Origin of the sequence: Pseudomonas rhizophila (genome assembly GCF_003033885.1) — a bacterium.
Taxonomy (GTDB): domain Bacteria; phylum Pseudomonadota; class Gammaproteobacteria; order Pseudomonadales; family Pseudomonadaceae; genus Aquipseudomonas; species Aquipseudomonas rhizophila.
The window spans coordinates 5,138,530-5,157,707 of the sequence record NZ_CP024081.1 but is presented as its reverse complement, the minus strand read 5'-3'; the positions used below and the strand labels follow the sequence as shown (position 1 = coordinate 5,157,707).

The window sequence follows — 19,178 nt, the reverse complement described above, 5'->3', positions numbered from 1 at the left end:
CTCGTGATGATTGCGCAATCATCGTCGCCTTCAGAGCCTGTCCAAGGAGAGCCCCATGCTCGTACAACAACAATCACTCAAGTCCTCCGACGACGACCGAATTGCCTGGGTTCGTGTCGCTTCGGTCATCCTGCCGCTGGCCAATCCCGTCAGTGATGCCAAGGTCCTTACCGGACGGCAAAAGCCGATGACTGAAATCGCCATCCTGTTTGCCGAAATCGAGACCGTCGATGGGCATCAGGGCCTGGGTTTCAGTTACTCCAAACGTGCTGGCGGGCCGGGACAATTCGCTCATGCCAAGGAAATCGCCCCGGCGCTGATCGGGGAAAACCCCAGTGACATTGCCAAACTCTGGACCAAGCTGTGTTGGGCTGGCGCGTCGGTGGGCCGCAGCGGTATGTCGACCCAGGCCATCGGGGCGTTCGACGTGGCGTTGTGGGATCTGAAGGCCAAGCGCGCCAACCTGTCGCTGGCGCGCTTGCTCGGTGCTCAACGTGACTCGGTGCGTTGCTACAACACTTCCGGTGGCTTCCTTCACACCCCGCTTGATCAGTTGATGAAGAACACTGACCTCTCGCGAGAAAAGGGAATTGGCGGCATCAAGTTGAAGGTCGGGCAACCGGATTGCGCCATCGACATTGAACGGGTCAGTGCGGTGCGCAAGCACTTGGGTGACAACTTCCCGTTGATGGTGGATGCCAACCAGCAATGGGATCGCCCGACGGCCCAGCGCATGTGTCGGCAGTTTGAAGCGTACAACCTGATCTGGATTGAAGAGCCGCTGGACTGCTATGACGCTGAAGGCCATGCCGCGTTGGCGCAGCAGTTCGATACACCGATTGCCACGGGTGAAATGCTCACCAGCGTTGCTGAACACGCCGAGTTCATCAAACAGCGCGGCGCTGATTTCCTGATGCCCGACGCGCCACGAGTAGGCGGCATCACCCCTTACCTGAAGGTCGCATCAATGGCCGAGCAGGCGGGCCTGATGCTGGCTCCCCATTTCGCCATGGAACTGCACGTTCACCTGGCAGCCGCTTATCCGACCGAGCCCTGGGTCGAGCATTTCGAATGGTTTGAACCGCTGTTCAACGAGCGTCTGGAAACCCGCGACGGTCGGATGCTGGTGCCCACTCGCCCCGGTTTGGGACTGACGCTGAGCGAACAAGTCAAACCCTGGACGGTTCAGGAAGCCGAGACAGGTACTCGTCCCTGATCAAGCGTGGGTGATTCGGACCAGCGCCACACTCGTCTGACGGCGAATGTGGCTTGGCATCACGGCGTGGCCGGCAACAGGAATCGGGCAATCACCGGCAAATGATCGGAGATACGCAAGGTATCGTCCTGCCGCACCCGAGCCTCGACCCGCTTGATCCGAGGGCTGTAGAACAGGTAGTCGACAGTGCGGTCAGGGCCGTTGAGGCCGGGGTCGTTCGGGTAGTGGGTCAGCCAGTGGCTGCGATCGATGCCGCTGGCTTCGTTGTTGGTGGGGATCATCGGGTATTTGTCCCACAGCAGGTGCAGAGGGCTGTCGGCGGAGTAGGGCGTGCGCTGCGCGGCTGGCAGGCGCCGGTATTGGCCCAGGGGTAGCAGATTGAAGTCGCCACCGATCAGCCAGGGTTTGCCTCGCGATTCAAGTTTGTCCAGTACCTTGCTCACGGCCTTGACCTGGTTCGGCAGGGTTTCATCGGGCTGCGTGGCCCGTTCCAGGTGGGTGTTGAGCACGACCAGGTGGCCACCACTGCTCAGCGGCAGGTGACTGACCAACAAAGCGTTTTTCGGCTGGAACTGACGGCTGATGAAATTGGCCCAGGCCACCGGCAACTGCACCCGTTCCGCTTGATCGATGCGGTAACGGCTCAACGTCGCCAACTGCCGGCCGACGCTGCCGAAGATATGCGGGTCGGGGATGAAATCGGCTTTCCAGTCAAAGGCGCTGGTGCTGCACGGATACAGGTCGGTCAATCGTTCCTGCAACAACTTGAGCTGGTTCTGGTAGTCGCTGGCCTTGGCGCCGTCGTCCAGTTCCTGGAGCAACACGACGTCCGGTTGCTCGTCGCGAATGACCCTTGCCACTTCGTCGAGGCTGAAGGCCATGTCTTCGAGGGTCGGGCTTTCATCGTCACCCTGGGCCAGGTCGTGCCAGAACACGTAGCGCTTGCCGGCCAGGAACTGGACGTTCCAGGTCATCACCTTCAAGGCCTGGCCAGGCACGAGCGTTGCGGTGTTGGCGGGGCAACTGACCGGCAGTGCTTCCCGGGATTGTGGGCGCCAGGTCAGGCTATAGATCGACAGGGCGGCCAGGCTGAGAATCAACAACAGGCCCAGCAAGGTGTAGCGCAATAGACGGGTCATGGCTCGACTTAAATGGGCAATACGCAAAAGTGATCCCGAGCATAACCGAGAGCAGTCGCCGAGCCCAAGCCCGTAACCTGCGCAGCAGTCGTCAACGGCTGTCAGGTTTTTCCGCGACCAGCATGAACATCCGGAACAGCACCACGGTGGTGAACAGCTGCAGGAAACTGTGAACGCTGTCGATCAGCAAGGTGATCAACGGGTTCTGGGGCGGCGGGTACACCGACAGGCTGGCGCCCTTGAGCAGCCAGAGCGGGACCATCACGCAAAGAATGCACAACAGGATGCGCCAGAAACTGCCGCGGCTCAGGCGCAGGCTTTCCTTCATTGCTGCCAGCGGAGTCAGGCCGCGCAGCACCAGCAGGTATTCGCCAAAGGCCAGGACCACCATCAGCCAAAGGCCCGGCAGGAAGTACAACGAAATGCCCACCAGAATCAGCAACGTATTGAGTGCGGTCAGCAGGGCAAAGCGTGGCCACAGGGTCAGGGCCGTGGCGAGAAGGTCACGGGGACGGGGCGATTCACCGCGACTGCGAGCGTCGAGAAACAGAATCAGCGCGGCGGTGTAGAGCGGGTATATCAGCAGCCCGACGATCAGGCTGTAGCCGGAAAAACCTTCGGGGCCCACGGCGCTGTCCACGCCTTGTTGCAGCACGGCCTCGAGGATCACCAGCGGCAGGCACAGCTGGGCGATCCGGCCAAGATGGCGTTTGAAGAAATACAAAGAGTCGCGCAGCACGTCAAACGGATTCATGAGTCGGTATCGCAGGTCAAAAAGCGGTCCGACACTTTAACCGATCAGGCGCCTGCACAAGCAAACGTAAACATCAGGTAAAGACCATTGAAACCTCTGTGCCCAGCCCCATTACTGCTGGCACCGGTCCTGTAGGGCCGGCATGGTTTTTCTACCCGGCAATCTGATGAGGTCGCCATGAACAGCGAAGAACAAACCCTGATCGATGGACTGTTTTCACGGCTGCAACAGGCCGAAAAGGATGCAGCCCCGCGCGATGTCCAGGCCGAGGCGCGGATCAAGGAACATATGACCCGCCAGCCCGCGGCGGGCTATTTCATGACCCAGGCGATTCTGGTGCAAGAGACGGCGCTCAAAAGCCTCGACGAGCAGAACAGGCAACTGACCCAGCAGATCGAGCAGTTGCAAGCGGACCTGCAACAGGCCCGGCAACAGCCTCCAGCGCCCAGCGGTGGTGGTTTTCTCTCGAGTATTTTCGGTGGCAGCTCGCGCGACCCACGGCCAACGTCCGCTCCAGGCGCTTCGCCCGCCAGCGGTGGCGGCTGGCGCGAACCGGCGCGGCCTGGCTTCAATGCGCCACCCCAGCAGAACTACGCCGCGCCGCCCGCTAACTACGGCGCCGCGCAACAGCAGGCTCCAGGGGCCGGCAGCTTCATGAGCGGCGCGCTGAAAACCGCGGCTGGTGTGGCCGGGGGCGTGATGCTCGCCCAGGGCATCAGCAGTCTGTTCCACGGTGCCCAGCAGCCTCAGGAAGTCGTCGAGGTCATCGAGCCAGAGCCGGCCCAACCGGTCAACGACACGGCAAGCAGTGACAGCGGCTGGGGCAATGACTCAAACGTCGCTGGTAACGATGCCTATGGCAACGACCAGGGCGGTTTCGCCGACGCCGACTACAGCGACGATTCATCCTTCTTCGGCGATGACGACTCCTTCGTCTGACCTGCCATTCGTCCGGGGCGCCCAGGTGCCTCGGACCGATTATTCGCGGAACATTCCTCTGGGCTGGCATACTGGGCAACTTTTCGGGCCCGCTCTGCCGGCTTGTGCATTCAAGAGGAAACGCGGTGAAAAAAATCGCAGTGTTCGCCGATGTCCAGAACCTCTACTACACCGTGCGCCAGGCTTATGGTTGCCATTTCAACTACGCGGCCTTGTGGGCCGATGTCAGCAAGCAGGGGCAGATCGTCGAGGCCTACGCGTATGCGATCGATCGCGGCGACAGCAAGCAGCAGCAATTCCAGCAGATCCTGCGCAACCTGGGGTTTGTCGTGAAGCTCAAGCCTTACATCCAGCGCAGCGACGGCTCGGCCAAGGGTGACTGGGACGTGGGCATCACCCTGGACATCATGGACGCCGCTGATCACGTTGACGAAGTGGTGTTGGCCTCCGGTGATGGCGATTTCGACATGCTGCTCGAACGCATCATCAGCAAACACGGGGTCCAGGCGGTGGCTTATGGCGTACCGGGGCTGACGGCCAACTCGCTGATTCGCGCCGCCAGCCGCTACGTGCCGATCGAAGGCGCGTTGCTGCTCAAGAATTGATTTTTACGGAGTTCAGACAGGTTTGGAACGCATCGCAGTCATCGACTTTGAAACCACTGGCATCACGCCGAGCAGCAGTTGCCGGGCCACCGAAATCGCCGTGGTGATTCTCGAACAGGGCCGGATTGTGGATCGCTATCAGAGCCTGATGAACGCCGGTGTGCGCGTGCCCGCGTTCATCGAGCAACTGACCGGCATCAGCAGCGCCATGCTGCGCAGCGCCCCGCCGGCGGAAAAGGTGATGAACGAGGTCAACGAGTTCGTCGGCATCACGCCGCTGCTGGCCCACAACGCCGCATTCGACCAGAAGTTCTGGGATTTCGAGCTAGGCCGGATCAAACGCACCCGCTTGCAGAATTTTGCCTGTTCACTGCTGCTGGCCCGGCGCCTGATGCCGACGGCGCCGAACCACAAGCTCGGCACGCTCAACACCTTCGCCGGCCTGCCCCACACGGGCCAGGCTCACCGGGCCATGGCCGACGCCGAAATGGCCGCCAACCTCACCGCGCACCTGGCGACGCAACTGCGGCAACAGCACGGGCTGCGGGAGTTGTCCCACGATTTGCTGTGCAGTTTGCAGAAAGTGCCGGCGGCGAAGATCAACGAGCACCTCAAGCGGCATCGCGGGTTCTGAAAACACCCCCCAACAAGCCACTGTGGGAGCGAGCCTGCTCGCGATAGCGTCGGTTCAGTCGGCAACTAAGTTGACTGATACACCGCCATCGCGAGCAGGCTCGCTCCCACCGTTCTGATGTGTGTTGGCGCGATTATTTCCCGTTGCCTTCCAACTGCCCCAACGGCACCCGCTTTTCAATCGCGCTGGACAGCACGATCGAGGTCTTGCTGAAACCGAACTTGGCGATGCGGTTGATCAGCTCTTCCAGTTCCGGCATCGAGCCGACCGCCGCCTGCATGATCACGCACGGGTCGCCCGTCACCCGGTGGCATTCGGTCAGTTGCGGGATCCTGCACAGTTCATCGTAAGTCTTCTGGTTGCCGTGCTGGTTCATGCGCAGTTCGATGACGCACTGCACCGGCAAGCCGATTTTCGCCATGTCGACTTTCGCCTGGTAGCCAGTGATCACGCCGCTGGTTTCCAGCTTGCTGACCCGCTCGGCCACGGCCGGGGCCGACAGGTTCACTTTGCGGGCCAGTTCGGCATAGGACGCACGACCGTTTTCCAACAGGGCGCTGAGCAGCATGCGGTCGTATTTATCCACGGTTCGGGCTCCCAAGGGGCTGACTTTCGAAAGTACGGTTTATAACGCTGATCTCCGTGTTTTTAAAAGTGTACGGTTCGGATAAACAGGTTTTGTAACTTATTTTCCGCCTGTCGCCTTTCTAGAATAGCGTCTTTCATTGTCCTGACTTCGAGCTGACCATGCCTGGCCCACGCCGTTTCCCCTTGCCATTGATCGCTGCATTTTTTGCCTTGTACGTCATCTGGGGGTCGACCTACCTGGTGATTCGCATCGGTGTGGAGCATTGGCCGCCGCTGCTGCTGGCCGGGATTCGCTTCGTGATCGCCGGCTCGCTGATGTACGGTTTCCTGCGCTGGCGCGGGGCGCCGGCACCGACTTGGGCGCAGTGGAAGGCGGGGGCTGTCATCGGCGTGTTGTTGCTCAGTTTCGGCAATGGCGCGGTCAGTGTCGCCGAACACACGGGTGTGGCGTCCGGGGTGGCGGCGCTGGCCGTGGCGACGGTGCCGTTGTTTACCTTGCTCTGCGGATATTTCTGGGGCGCCCGTAATACCCGTCTGGAGTGGGCGGGGATTGTGCTGGGGTTGATCGGCATTGCCATGCTCAACCTCGGTTCCAACCTGCAATCGAGTCCACTGGGCGCGACCTTGCTGCTGTTCGCGGCGGCGTCCTGGGCCTTCGGTTCGGTGCTGAGCAAACACTTGCCGCTGCCGGCGGGGGCGATGGCCAGTGCCGTGGAAATGCTGGTGGGCGGTGTGGTGCTATTGATCGGCAGCGTGGCCAGCGGCGAACACCTGGACAGCATGCCGCCGCTGGAAGGCTGGATCGCGCTGGCTTACCTGACCTGCTTCGGTTCGATCATTGCCTTCAACGCCTACATGTACCTGCTCAAGCACGTACGTCCGGCGGCGGCCACCAGCTATGCCTACGTCAACCCGGCGGTGGCGGTGTTGCTGGGCATTGTGTTCGCCGGTGAAACCATCGGGATCGAAGAGGCCCTGGCGATGTTGGTGATCATCAGTGCCGTGGTGTTGATTGGATTGCCCCAGTGGCGCAAACCCAAGCCTGCGCCGGCCGAATCCTGATTTAGGGTAAACTGCCGCGCATTGCACACCTTGCGCTGATTTTCCTACGGTACTTCCATGACTTTCGCCACCCTTGGCCTGATCGAACCCTTGCTGCGCGCCCTCGAGACGCTCGGCTACCAGACCCCAACCCCGGTGCAGGCCCAAGCCATGCCGGCGGTGTTGGCCGGTCGCGACCTGATGGCCGCGGCCCAGACCGGCACCGGCAAGACTGCCGGTTTCGCCGTGCCGCTGTTGCAGTTGCTGACCACCGAGGGGCCGAAGGTCAGCGCCAACTCGGTACGGGCGCTGATTCTGGTGCCGACCCGTGAACTGGCCGAGCAGGTCCACGAAAGCGTGCGCCAATACGCGCAAAACCTGCCATTGAGCACCTATGCGGTGTACGGCGGTGTCAGCATCAACCCGCAGATGATGAAGCTGCGCAAAGGGGTTGATCTGCTTGTTGCCACGCCGGGACGCTTGCTCGACCTGTTCCGCCAGAACGCGCTGAAGTTCAATCAGCTGCAGACCCTGGTGCTGGACGAAGCCGACCGCATGCTCGACCTGGGCTTCTCCGAGGAGCTGGCGAATATCTATAAAGCGCTGCCGAAGAAGCGCCAGACGCTGCTGTTCTCGGCAACCTTCTCCGACGCGATCCGCTTGCTGGCCGGGCAAATGCTCAACGACCCGTTGAGCATCGAAGTGAGCCCGCGCAACGTGGCCGCCAACACCGTCAAGCAATGGGTGGTGACGGTGGACAAGAAGCGCAAGCCAGAGTTGTTTGTGCACCTGATGCGCAAGAACAAGTGGAAACAGGTGCTGGTATTTGCCAAGACCCGCAACGGTGTCGATGCGCTGGTGGAAAAACTCCAGGGCATGAGTGTCAATGCCGACGGCATCCACGGCGATAAACCCCAGGCCACCCGCCAGCGCGCGCTGGACCGTTTCAAGGCCAGTGAAATCCAGATCCTGGTGGCCACCGACGTCGCCGCTCGCGGGCTGGATATCGAAGACTTGCCGCTGGTGGTGAATTTCGATTTGCCGATCGTCGCTGAGGATTACATCCACCGTATCGGTCGTACTGGCCGGGCGGGTTCCACCGGGGAAGCGATTTCCCTGGTCTGCGCCGATGAAGTGAATCTGCTGTCAGCCATCGAAACCCTGACCCGTCAGACGTTGCCACGGCAGATGGAACAGGACTTCGAGCCTGAACATCGGGTGCCGGAGACCGATGCCAGCGGCCAGGTTATCAAGAAGCCGAAAAAACCGAAGAAACCGAAAGCCTCGGGCGGTGGCGGCAAGCGCAACCTGGGCAAGTGGGTCGACAGCGGCGACGCCTCGCCCGTGGAGCCCTCGGTCAAGCCAGTGCGTAAAGTGCCGGTGTTCAACACCGGGCCGCGCAAGCGTAAGCCTTGATGACCCGCAGCGTTTGACAGGCCGCCATCGCGAGCAGGCTCGCTCCCACATTTGATTTGTGTACACCGTCAATGTGGGAGCGAGCCTGCTCGCGATGGCCGCGCCTGGGTTTTCAAACCTTGCGCTGTAACCACTCCAACATTCCCAGCCCAGCCGCCCGGCCGCTGGCAAAGCAGGCCGTGAGCAGATAGCCGCCGGTCGGCGCTTCCCAGTCGAGCATTTCCCCGGCGCAGAACACGCCAGGCATCTGCTTGAGCATCAGGCGTTCGTCCAGGGCTTCGAAGGTCACGCCACCGGCACTGCTGATGGCTTCGTCCAGCGGGCGGGGTTTCACCAGGGTGATGGGCAAGGCCTTGATTGCCTGGGCCAGCCGCGCCGGGTCGGCGAAACAATCGGCAGGCGTTTGCTCGCGCAGCAACGCAGCCTTGACCCCGTCGATACCCAATTGACTGTGCAGGTGCTTGGCCATTGAGCGTGAACCGCGTGGCTTGCTCAGGGCTTGCTGGATTTTATCCACAGGCCGGCCCGGCAGCAGGTCCAGATGGATCGTCGCGCTACCGTGCTGGTTGATGGCTTCGCGAATCGGCGCCGACAGGGCATAGATCAGGCTGCCTTCGATGCCGGTGGCGGTGATCACGCATTCACCGAGGCGCGGTACATCGTCATTCAGGCCGATGGCGATATTTTTCAGCGGGGCACCGGCGAATTTGCTGACCATCAGATCGCTCCAGGCCGGCACTTCGAATCCGCAATTGCTCGGCTGCAAGGGCGCAAGGCCTACACCGCGCTGTTCCAGTGGCAGCATCCAGGCACCGTCGGAGCCCAGGCGTGACCAACTGCCACCGCCCAGCGCCAGCAATGTCGCAGTGGGGCGCAGTGTTTTTTCGCCGTCCGCAGCGGCGACTAGCAAGCTGCCGTCGGGGTTCCAGCCCAGCCAGCGATGGCGGGTATGGATCATCACGCCGGCATCGCGCAGGCGTTTGAGCCAGGCGCGCAGCAGCGGGGCGGCTTTCATGTCGGTAGGAAATACCCGCCCGGAACTGCCGACAAAGGTCTCGATGCCCAATCCGTGAATCCATTGGCATAACTCGTTGGCGCCGAATGCCCGCAGCAGCGGGGCGATATTGGGCGCGCGCTCGCCGTAGCGGAACAGGAACGGCGTGAAGTCTTCCGAGTGGGTGATGTTCATGCCACCGACACCGGCCAGCAGGAATTTCCTGCCCACCGAAGGCATGCCGTCGTACAGGTCGACCTGTATCCCGGCCTGGCTCAACACCTCGGCTGCCATCAGGCCGGCAGGGCCGCCGCCGATGATGGCGACATTTGGGATATGGGGGCAGACGGTTGGGGTCATGGCGTGAGCTGCGGAGGACGGGAATAAGCGGGGCATTCTATCAGCACAGATCCCTGTGGGAGCGAGCTTGCTCGCGATAGCGATCTGTCAGCCAACATCCATGCAGGCTGATCAGCCGCCATCGCGAGCAAGCTCGCTCCCACAGGGGGATGCGGTGATTCTTAGAGCGCTAATGTGTAACTGACGATCAGGCGGGTTTCATCCAGGTCATTGCTGAAGTTCGAACGAACCGTAGCGTTTCTGAGTTTGACCCCGAGGTTTTTCAGCGAACCGCTTTGGACCACGTAACCGATATCCGTATCGCGCTCCCACTCTTTGCCCGTATTACTGCCCCCGACCAACGCGTTGTCACCCTGGACATAACGACTCATGAACGTCAGCCCGGGAATGCCCAGCGCGGCGAAGTTGTAGTCATAACGCAGCTGCCAGGAGCGCTCTTGGGTGTTGGCAAAGTCATTGATCTGGACGAAGTTGACCAGGTAAGGGTCGCTATTGGCAATGTACGGGAAGGGATCGTCACCGCTCATGCGCTGATAGGCGGCGGTGAACACGTTGGCGCCCAGGGTGTAGGCAACCAGTCCGTTCGCGGCGCGGTTATCGAGGGGGCGGAAGTTACCGTCATCGGTACTTTTCGAATAACGTAGATCGAACTTCAGCGACTGTTGTGCGGCAAGAGGGATTTCATAGACGACGCCGCCAAAGAACTGTCGGTAGACATTTTCCAGATTGCCGTAGAACAGACTTGTGCTAAGGGCCTTGTTGAAACTGTAAGTACCGCCGGCAAAGCGGAAGTCATCACTGACACCGCCGATGCGGTTACCCGTGAAGTCCTGATAGTTCGAGGAACTGTTGAACTTGATTTGCTCCAGCTTGCCGCCTTGCAGGACCAACTGATCAATGTCCTTGGAGGTCAGTAGCGCGCCTTCGAAGGTGGAGGGCAACAGGCGTGTGTCATTGCTCGATACCACGGGCGTACGGAAGGCGAGTGAGCCAACCTTTAGAGCGGTTTCCGACACCTTCGCCTTGGCCGTCAACTCAAGTTTGGAATATTCGTCCTGTGAGCCGCGGCCGTTTTCCGAACTAAGGTCAGCCGGCAACAGGCCCGTGCCACCGGAACCATCACCGCCGTCAAGCTTGAGGCCGAGCATGCCAACCGCGTCGATGCCCAGGCCCACGGTGCCGGCGGTATAACCTGACTCGAATCGCAGCATGGCGCCCTGGGCCCATTCTTTTGCCGAGTCCCGCTGGGCCGTGGGAGGACCGTTGCGAAAGTCACGATTGAAGTAGAAGTTACGCAGTTCCACACTGGCCTTACTGTCGGCAATAAAATCTGCAGATGCCGTAAAAGGGAAAATCAACGCGCAAGTACCCGCAATAGCCAAAGTCTTATTGATTGACATGCTCTTTATGCTCCAGATAACAGCAGATTTATGTGTTGGGTTTTATCGTTATTTTGATTGCAAAGTTACATCTACAGTTTTCTGCGGGCAGCACGCGGCAACCGGGTTATTACCCCGTTGCGCGTACTGACTGCGAAAAGAAAAGTTTTAAATCAGAGAGCTGTTTTGATGCGGCCAATGACGGAGCCGGCTTCAAAATAGTCGCCGGCCTGTTTGGCGATCTGCACCTGGCCTTCACAAGGTGCGAGGACCGAGGTTTCCATTTTCATGGCTTCTACAACCGCGATCACTTGCCCGGTGCTCACCGACTCGCCGTCTTCGACGACCCAGGTATGCAGATTACCCGCCACGGGCGTCAGTACCGCCTGCGGATCAGTGACCTCGGAGGGGGCCGTGTTTTCGCTGGCGGTACCCGCTGCATTCAGGCTGACGCCTCGCAGCAGCGCAGCCGGAAGGCCCAGTTCGTGGCGCTTGCCGTCGATCTCGACAAACGTGCGCAGGATGCCTGGGTCGGCCGATACCGCGGTACGTGGGGCGAGCGTGATCTGTTCGGCGAAATCGGTTTCGATCCAGCGCGTGTGCACGGCGAATTTATCGGCACCGGTGAAGTCGTCATGGTCCATCACCGCCCGGTGGAACGGCAGCACCGAGGCAATGCCTTCAATGTTGAATTCCGCCAAGGCGCGTCGGGCGCGGACAATAGCCTGTTCGCGGGTAGCGCCGGTGACGATCAGTTTGGCCATCATCGAGTCGAAGGTGCTGGGCACTCGCGAGCCGCTTATCACGCCGCTGTCCAGGCGCACACCCGGGCCAGACGGTGGCAGGAAATCGGTGATCTGACCGGGGGTGGGCAGGAAGCCCTTGCCTGGGTCTTCCGCATTGATGCGAAATTCGAAGCTATGGCCACGTGGGGTCGGCGTCTCACTGAAGGACAACGGCAAACCGTCGGCGATCCGCAGTTGTTCGATCACCAGATCCACCCCAGTGGTCTCTTCGGTCACCGGGTGCTCGACCTGCAAGCGGGTATTGACCTCAAGGAACGACAGGGTGCCATCCTGGCTGAGCAGGAACTCCACCGTGCCGGCACCGACGTAGCCGGCTTTGGCGCAGATATCCTGAGCGGATTGATGAATACGCTGGCGCTGTTCGTCGCTGATAAAGGGCGCCGGCGCTTCCTCCACCAGCTTCTGATTGCGCCGCTGCAAGGAGCAGTCACGCGTGCCGACGACGACGACCTTGCCGTGTTTGTCGGCGAGGATCTGCGCTTCGATGTGCCGAGGACGGTCGAGGAACTGTTCGACATAGCACTCGCCACGACCAAAGGCCGCTTGCGCTTCGCGCACGGCGGAGGCGAACAATTCAGCCACTTCATCCATGCGCCAGGCGACTTTCATGCCGCGTCCACCGCCGCCAAAGGCAGCCTTGATGGCAATTGGCAGGCCGTGCTGTTCGGCAAAGGCCAATACTTCGGCGGCGCTTTCGACCGGGCCAGGCGTACCGGCTACCAGAGGCGCCCCGACCAGTTGGGCAATTTTTCGCGCCTCGACCTTGTCGCCGAGCACGTCGATGGTCTGCGGGTTGGGACCGATCCAGATCAACCCTGCGTCGATCACCGCCCGGGCGAAGTCGGCCCGTTCAGACAGAAAACCATAGCCGGGGTGCACGGCATCGGCGCCGCTGCGTTTGGCCACGGCAATCAGTTTGCCGATATCCAGGTAGGTTTCGGCCGGGCGCTGGCCATTCAGTGAGTAGGCTTCGTCGGCCTGGCGCACGTGCAGGGCGTCGATGTCCGCGTCGGCATAGACCGCGACAGACTGCACGCCGTAGTCGCGGCAGGCGCGGGCGATGCGGACGGCAATTTCACCACGGTTGGCAATCAGTAATTTTTTCATGGAATTTTTTTCACATCGGCAGTTGAAGAAGCTTGCGTAGCGGGTTGAATCTCTTTGAAGCCGTCCACAGGGTTGAAGCGAATCTGCGCATTGATAGGGATCTGGCCAGCCAGGTCGAGATGGTAGCTGGCGACTGCGGCGATCACTGGATAGCCACCGGTCAACGGGTGATCGGCGAGAAACAGAACCGGTTGGCCGCTGGCCGGGACCTGAATGGCGCCCACGGAGGTGCCTTCGCTGGGCAACTCATGGTGGTTGCTGCGCGCTAGCGGTATTTCACCGGCCAGACGAATACCGACGCGGTTGGACTGTGAGGTGACGCGCCAGAGCTGGCTGCTCAGACGCTGGATGGCGTCTTCGGTGAACCAGTCGGTACGCGGTCCCATGACCACGTCAAGGGTGACGATGTTGGTAGCTGTAGGCAGCTCAAAGGCTGGGGCTTCGTTCAGCGATACGCTGGTTCCCGTTGTCAGTGTCGTAAAGCCCAATAGGTCGCCGGCGGCGAGTGCCGGGGGACCGACCTGGGCCAGGGTGTCTGTGGACAGGCTGCCCAGCACCGGAGTGACGTCAAAGCCGCCGCGAATCGCCAGGTAGCTGCGCAGCCCCGCGAGGGGGGAACCCAGGCTGACGCGGTCACCCGCGTCCAGCTCGATGGGCTGGTAGTGACTTGCCTGCCATTGCAGGCCACTGGCGTTGGTGATTGTGACCGGGGTTTGCGCACCGGTGACGGCGATCACGGCACGGCCATGGCAAACGAAGCTCAGGCCGCCGAGTACCGATTCCACACAGGCCATGTCCGAGCGGTTGCCGACCGCGCGGTTGGCTGCCCGCAGCGCGCCCAGGTCCAGCGCGCCGGAACGGGATACGCCTTGGCCGGTTTGGCCGGGACGGCCCATATCCTGCAATACGCTGTGCAAACCGGGGGTGATGATTTCCAGATAGGCGCCGCTGGGCGCGGCGGCACTTGCCGGTACCGTGGGGGCGGGCAGGCCACCCGCCGGGAGCGGGCCTGCATCGGTGAAGCGCACTTTATAGCCTGGACGCAGCAAGGCCGATTCAGCGCGGTTCAGGTCCCACATCTGCAAAGGCGTGACGCCGATGATCTGCCATCCGCCGGGGCTGGCTTGCGGATAAACACCGCTGAATTCCCCCGCCAGGGCAACCGCACCCGCGGGTATGCGGGTACGTGGAGTTTGTCGGCGAGGCACCTGGAAACCCGCACCGCCGGTGAGGTAGGCGAAGCCCGGCGCGAATCCGCAGAAGGCCACGCTGTAGTCATGGGCGGTGTGGCGTTGGACCACCTCGGCGCGGCTGATCCCCAGCAGCGTGGCGACCTCGTCGAGGTCTTCGCCATTGTAATGGACGGGAATTTCCACCCGGCGATGCTCGATCGCGCGGCGCTGGCTCAGGTCTTGGCTAGCGATACGATTGACGAGCGCCTGCTGCGCAATGGCGCTGGGGCGAAATTGGATCAGCAGCGTTCGTGCGGCAGGAATGATTTCCTCCACGCCAGCAATCGGCTCGGCCATCAGGGCGTCGAACAACGCCAGTGTCTCGTCGAGGTCTTTCAATTCGACGAGCAGGGCGTCCAGGTTGACCGGTAGAAAACGCACGGGAGACTCCTAGACGTGGTAGGTGCTGTCAGGCACATCGGTGATGAACATATGGCCCGGCGAATGGGTGATGGCGAAGGGCACGCCCGAGGCCATGACCGCGGCCTGGGGAGTGACGCCGCAGGCCCAGAACACCGGGATCTCGCCGGGTTCGATGCGTACGGCATCGCCGAAATCGGGGCGTCCCAGGTCCTGGATGCCGAGCAGCGCGGGTTCGCCGATGTGCACCGGGGCGCCATGGACTGAGGGATAGCGTCCGGAAATAGTGCTCGCCTCAGCCACGCGATCGGCGGGGATCGGTCGCATCGATACCACCATTTCACCCTGTAGACGTCCGGCCGGGCGGCAGGCACGGTTGGTCCGGTACATCGGTACGTTGCAACCATCGGTGATATGCCGCACTTCGATGCCGGCCTCTTGCAGGGCGGTTTCAAAGGTGAAGCTGCAGCCGATCAAAAAGGCCACCATGTCGTCGTGTTCAGCCCAGGCCTGAGTGGCATCGCTGACTTCCTCGGCCAGCTTTCCATCACGCCAGATGCGGTACAGCGGGATGTCAGTGCGCAGGTCCGCCCCTTCAGCCAGCAGCGTACTCGGGCTGCCGGCGTCGCTGACGTCAAGGATCGGGCAGGCTTTGGGATTGCGCTGGGCATACAGCAGGAAGTCGTACGCCCAGGCGCGCGGCAGGGCGATCAGGTTGGCCTGGGTCATGCCCGGCGCGATACCCGCCGTGGGGGCGACCTCGCCGTTACGGTAAGTGCTGCGTGCATCCCGGGCAGCGGCGATGGCCGCCTGGCGGGCGAGATCAAGGGCGTTCATGGGCGTGCTCCGGCAAAGGGCTGCAAGGACATGTGCGCCTGTTCCAATACCCGGCGCAGCTCGCGGGCCATTTCCACCGCTGCGGGGCTGTCGCCATGGACACAGATCGAGTCGGCCTGGATTTTGGTCAGGCTGCCATCGATCGCTTCGAGGCAGCCGTCTTCAACGAGGCGCAGCATACGTTGGGCGACGAGCTTGGGATCGTGCAGCACCGCGCCTGGTTCGCGGCGAGAGACGAGGGTGCCCTGTGGCGTATAGGCACGGTCAGCGAAGGCTTCGGCGATACACTGCAAACCCTCGTTACGGGCCAGTTCAATCAGGCTTGAGCCGGCCAGGGCAACCAATATGAGGTTGGAGTCGATCGCGCGGATGGCTTCGATCACGGCCAGCGCCTGACGGCGATCGTGAGCAATGGTGTTGTACAAGGCGCCGTGGGGTTTTACGTAGCGCACCGACGTGCCGGCGGCTTTGGCCAGGCCTTGCAGCGCGCCGATCTGGTAAATCACGTCGGCCGTCAGCTCATCGCTGGCCACGTCCATGTTTCGGCGGCCAAAGCCCACTTTGTCCGGGTAAGCGACATGGGCACCAATGGTGACATTTTTGGCCGCCGCCGCTTTCAGTGTGCGCAAGATGCCGGCCGGGTCGCCGGCGTGGAAACCGCAGGCGACATTGGCGCTGGTCACGACATCGAGCATCGCGGCATCGTCGCCCATGTGCCAGGCGCCAAAGCTTTCGCCCAGGTCGCTATTGATATCTATGGTTGGCATTCACGTGACTCCTTGTTCGTTATCGGGCTCAGGCAACGTTGAGGAAGGCGAAGATCGGCCCAACGGATTTGATTGCCATGTACCAGGTCAGCAGGCAGGTCAGGGCGCCCAGCACCAACAGCCAGCGTGGGTAATGGTAACCGCCCATGAGGTCGGACCGGCGCCAGCCGACGTAGATAAAGATGCTCAGGCCGATTGGCAGTATCAGGCCATTGAAACCGCCCGCGAAGAGCAGCAGTGCGGCGGGAGCCGTTCCCATCAGGGCAAAGATCAGCAGCGACAGAGCGATGAACACGGTGGTGGCGCGGTTGCGCCCCTGCTCAGTGATGTCCGGCTTGAACACGGTGATAAAGGAAATGGAGGTGTAAGCGGCGCCGATCACGCTGGTGATACTGGCGGCCCAGAGGATGAGACCGAAGACGCGCAGGCCGAACTGCCCGGCTGCTGCCTGGAAGGCTTGTGCGGCCGGATTGGCGCCCTGGCCCGAGGTGTCGATGACTACGCCGCTGGCAACAACGCCGAGGATGGCGAGAAACAGGATGTAGCGCATGAGGCCGGTGACCATGATGCCGCCCAAGGCTGCCTTGGTCACTGCCTGGAGGTTTTCTACCCCGGTAGTCCCGCGGTCCAGCAGTTTGTGAGCCCCCGCATAAGTGATGTAACCGCCGACCGTGCCGCCGACAATGGTGGTAATGGTGGCGAAGTTGATCTGGTCCGGAAGGACGGTTTGATAGAGGGCTTCGCCCAGTGGCGGGTTGGAAGCGAAGGCCACGAACAGGGTCAGGGCGATCATTACCAGACCCAGCACGACGATCAGCCGGTCGACGGCCACTCCGGCGCGGTGGGAAAGGAAGATGCCGATAGCCAGCAAGGCGCTGAGACCGCCGCCCCATTTTGCATCAAGCCCCATCAACGCGTTCAGGCCCAGCCCGGCACCGGCGATGTTGCCGACGTTGAACACCAGCCCGCCGAAAATCACCAGCACCGCCAGCAGGTAACCACTGCCTGGAATCGCGTTGTTGGCCACGTCTGCGGCACGCATTCGGGTCAGGGTGACGATACGCCAGACGTTAAGTTGAACCACGAAGTCGATCAGAATCGACGCCAGGATACCGAACGCAAATGCCGCACCCATTTTGGCCGTGAACGTGGCGGTCTGGGTGATGAAGCCAGGGCCGATGGCGGACGTTGCCATCATGAAAATTGCTGCGATCAGGGAAGCGCGTCGCGTCTTTGTAAAATCTTGAGCGGTCTGTGTCACGGCTGTCTGTGTCACGGCATCAATTCCTACGGTGGGAGATATTTTTTTATTGAGCAACGAGCGTGCCATGACTCAAACATCGGTCTAAAAGTGTTGATCTATAGACTTTGAATTGTTCAACAATCAGTTTGATGTGGGGCTACAATTCGCACCAAATTGTAACCTTATCACTCGTGGGTGTTACTTAATGATGCAGGCGACACCCTTGCTCCTTGCCATGGGCGGGGCTCTCATGGAACATCAAAGTGACTTCTCTTATTCTTATTCTGGATTGCACATGAACGACGTTTCACCTTCCCTTCCTCGCTCGCTGGGAGAATCCATTACCCAGGAGGTCCGCAGAATGCTGGTCGAAGGTGAACTGGTTCCGGGCCAACGATTGTCCGAAGCGGCCCTGGCCGAAAGCCTGCAGATTTCCCGCAACACCTTGAGGGAAGCGTTCAGGGTCCTGACCCGCGAGGGGTTGCTCAAACATGAACCCAATCGCGGGGTGAGCGTGGCGGTGCCCGATATGGCGTCGATCATCGACATCTATCGTGTCCGCCGCTTTATCGAATGCAAGGCCATTGCCCAGGGTTACCCGCTGCATCCGGGAACGCTGCATATGCGTGAGGCGGTGGAGGCGGGCATGCGAGCGCGTGAAGTCAAGGACTGGAAGGCTGTCGGCACCGCCAACATGATGTTCCACAAGGCTATCGTCGAACTCGCCGACAGCCCGCGATTGGTGGTGTTCTACGGTCAGATATCAGCCGAGCTGCGGCTGGCATTCGGCCTGCTCAAAGATCCGGAGTTCCTGCATATGCCCTATGTCGATATGAACGTTTCAATCCTGCGTTGTATCGAAGAAGGACGATCAGAGGAGGCAACCCGGCTGCTTGAAGCCTATCTGGTGCAGTCGGAGCGCACCGTTCTGGCCGCTTACGAACGCAGTCTGAACCGGTAGCACCCTACGAGCGCGACGAACTCCTCGCCAGCCAAGCCAAGCCTGTCGATAATTGATACCTGGCGCAGCCGCGTGGCTCACTCGATCAAGCTGGGCACGTCGCCTGCGTCTCCCACCTTGATCCCGGCAGCGGCCGTGGGCCGTTTATTTGGGCGTGGCGATTTCGCTTGAGTAGGCGTTGGGGCATGGAGAGGAAGCAAATGGAGCCGATACTGGAACTGCAAAGCGCGCGGTTGATACTGCGCCAGTGGCGCGACGCGGACTTGCCGGAGTTTGCCGCCATGTCTGCCGATGCGCAGGTGATGCGTTATTTTCCGGCGCCCCTGAGCCGCCTGGAAAGCGCCGCACTGATCGGGCGCGTGCGGGGGCATTTTGCCGAGCATGGCTTTGGTTTGTGGGCCCTGCAGCGCAAGGACACCGGGGCCTTTATCGGCTTTACCGGCCTGGGCGTGGTCGGGTTCGACGCGCACTTCACTCCGGCGATCGAGATCGGCTGGCGTCTGGCCCGTGAGCATTGGGGCCTGGGTTATGCCAGCGAAGCCGCATGGACGGCCTTGCGGTGTGCGTTCGATCGCCTGGGGCTGGATGAGGTGGTGGCGTTCGCCGCCGTCGATAACCTGCCATCGCAGAAAGTCATGCAAGCCATCGGCATGCATCATGACCCGGCCGATGACTTTGAACACCCAAAGCTCGCCGTCGGTCATCCATTGCGTCAACATGTGCTCTATCGTATCAACCGTGAACAGTGGCTACAGACCCTGCACGGTTAGCCGACACGGACGTTTACAATGCCCGCCACA

General features: G+C 61.2%; 18 protein-coding genes. 8 read left to right on the top strand and 10 right to left on the bottom strand.

Annotation, left to right across the window (positions count from 1 at the left end; translation table 11 throughout):
- Positions 1-55: 55 nt before the first annotated feature.
- The gene (locus CRX69_RS23960) at positions 56-1,216 is read left to right on the top strand and encodes an L-talarate/galactarate dehydratase (protein WP_107322977.1); all 1,161 of its coding nucleotides are present in this window, start codon (positions 56-58) and stop codon (positions 1,214-1,216) included.
- Positions 1,217-1,275: 59 nt separating this feature from the next.
- Here the strand turns inward: CRX69_RS23960 and CRX69_RS23955 are convergent, their stop codons facing one another.
- Both CRX69_RS23955 and CRX69_RS23950 read right to left on the bottom strand, forming a co-directional pair.
- Positions 1,276-2,355, bottom strand: coding sequence for an endonuclease/exonuclease/phosphatase family protein (locus CRX69_RS23955; protein WP_107322976.1), 1,080 nt, complete (start codon positions 2,353-2,355; stop codon positions 1,276-1,278).
- A gap of 91 nt (positions 2,356-2,446) precedes the next feature.
- A complete protein-coding gene (locus CRX69_RS23950) occupies positions 2,447-3,109 on the bottom strand; it encodes a hypothetical protein (RefSeq protein WP_076386444.1) in 663 nt (220 codons plus the stop codon).
- Between the two features lie 177 nt (positions 3,110-3,286).
- Here CRX69_RS23950 and CRX69_RS23945 point away from each other — a divergent pair, with 177 nt between their 5' ends.
- From CRX69_RS23945 to CRX69_RS23935, 3 genes are all read left to right on the top strand, one after another.
- A complete protein-coding gene (locus CRX69_RS23945) occupies positions 3,287-4,048 on the top strand; it encodes a DUF2076 domain-containing protein (protein WP_076386442.1) in 762 nt (253 codons plus the stop codon).
- 125 nt (positions 4,049-4,173) lie between these two features.
- A complete protein-coding gene (locus CRX69_RS23940; RefSeq protein WP_003185707.1) occupies positions 4,174-4,653 on the top strand; it encodes a LabA-like NYN domain-containing protein in 480 nt (159 codons plus the stop codon).
- A 22-nt stretch (positions 4,654-4,675) separates the two neighbouring features.
- Positions 4,676-5,287, top strand: coding sequence for a 3'-5' exonuclease (locus CRX69_RS23935; protein WP_107322975.1), 612 nt, complete (start codon positions 4,676-4,678; stop codon positions 5,285-5,287).
- A 133-nt stretch (positions 5,288-5,420) separates the two neighbouring features.
- On the opposite strand, the gene CRX69_RS23925 is transcribed toward CRX69_RS23935, so the two are convergent.
- Positions 5,421-5,873, bottom strand: coding sequence for an Lrp/AsnC family transcriptional regulator (locus CRX69_RS23925; RefSeq protein WP_047229544.1), 453 nt, complete (start codon positions 5,871-5,873; stop codon positions 5,421-5,423).
- Positions 5,874-6,034: 161 nt separating this feature from the next.
- On the opposite strand from CRX69_RS23925, the gene yedA reads away from it, so the two are divergent.
- The gene (gene yedA / locus CRX69_RS23920; protein WP_076386438.1) at positions 6,035-6,937 is read left to right on the top strand and encodes a drug/metabolite exporter YedA; all 903 of its coding nucleotides are present in this window, start codon (positions 6,035-6,037) and stop codon (positions 6,935-6,937) included.
- 57 nt (positions 6,938-6,994) lie between these two features.
- Entirely contained in the window at positions 6,995-8,332 is a 1,338-nt protein-coding gene (locus CRX69_RS23915; protein WP_047229546.1) for an RNA helicase RhlE1, read from the top strand.
- 112 nt (positions 8,333-8,444) lie between these two features.
- Here CRX69_RS23915 and CRX69_RS23910 read toward each other — a convergent pair whose 3' ends face one another.
- From CRX69_RS23910 to CRX69_RS23880, 7 genes are all read right to left on the bottom strand, one after another.
- Entirely contained in the window at positions 8,445-9,686 is a 1,242-nt protein-coding gene (locus CRX69_RS23910) for a TIGR03862 family flavoprotein (RefSeq protein ID WP_107322974.1), read from the bottom strand.
- A gap of 161 nt (positions 9,687-9,847) precedes the next feature.
- Entirely contained in the window at positions 9,848-11,086 is a 1,239-nt protein-coding gene (locus CRX69_RS23905; protein ID WP_107322973.1) for an OprD family porin, read from the bottom strand.
- Positions 11,087-11,238: 152 nt separating this feature from the next.
- Positions 11,239-12,978 (bottom strand): acetyl/propionyl/methylcrotonyl-CoA carboxylase subunit alpha, encoded by a 1,740-nt coding sequence (locus CRX69_RS23900; protein WP_076386432.1) that lies wholly within the window; start codon positions 12,976-12,978, stop codon positions 11,239-11,241.
- Complete coding sequence (locus tag CRX69_RS23895) at positions 12,975-14,591, bottom strand: 5-oxoprolinase subunit B/C family protein (RefSeq protein WP_047229551.1); 1,617 nt, start codon at positions 14,589-14,591, stop codon at positions 12,975-12,977. The genes CRX69_RS23900 and CRX69_RS23895 overlap by 4 nt, the downstream gene beginning before the upstream one ends.
- A 9-nt stretch (positions 14,592-14,600) precedes the next feature.
- Entirely contained in the window at positions 14,601-15,407 is an 807-nt protein-coding gene (locus tag CRX69_RS23890; RefSeq protein ID WP_107322972.1) for a putative hydro-lyase, read from the bottom strand.
- Positions 15,404-16,174, bottom strand: a complete 771-nt coding sequence (locus tag CRX69_RS23885; RefSeq protein WP_076386426.1) for a LamB/YcsF family protein — start codon at positions 16,172-16,174, stop codon at positions 15,404-15,406. Before CRX69_RS23885 ends, CRX69_RS23890 begins: the two co-directional genes overlap by 4 nt.
- A gap of 28 nt (positions 16,175-16,202) precedes the next feature.
- Positions 16,203-17,435, bottom strand: coding sequence for an NRAMP family divalent metal transporter (locus CRX69_RS23880; protein ID WP_076386749.1), 1,233 nt, complete (start codon positions 17,433-17,435; stop codon positions 16,203-16,205).
- A 277-nt stretch (positions 17,436-17,712) separates the two neighbouring features.
- Between CRX69_RS23880 and CRX69_RS23875 the strand changes: the two genes are divergently transcribed.
- Together CRX69_RS23875 and CRX69_RS23870 are read left to right on the top strand one after the other, a co-directional pair.
- Positions 17,713-18,378, top strand: a complete 666-nt coding sequence (locus CRX69_RS23875) for a GntR family transcriptional regulator (protein ID WP_076386424.1) — start codon at positions 17,713-17,715, stop codon at positions 18,376-18,378.
- A gap of 200 nt (positions 18,379-18,578) precedes the next feature.
- A complete protein-coding gene (locus CRX69_RS23870; RefSeq protein WP_047229555.1) occupies positions 18,579-19,148 on the top strand; it encodes a GNAT family N-acetyltransferase in 570 nt (189 codons plus the stop codon).
- Positions 19,149-19,178 lie beyond the last annotated feature (30 nt).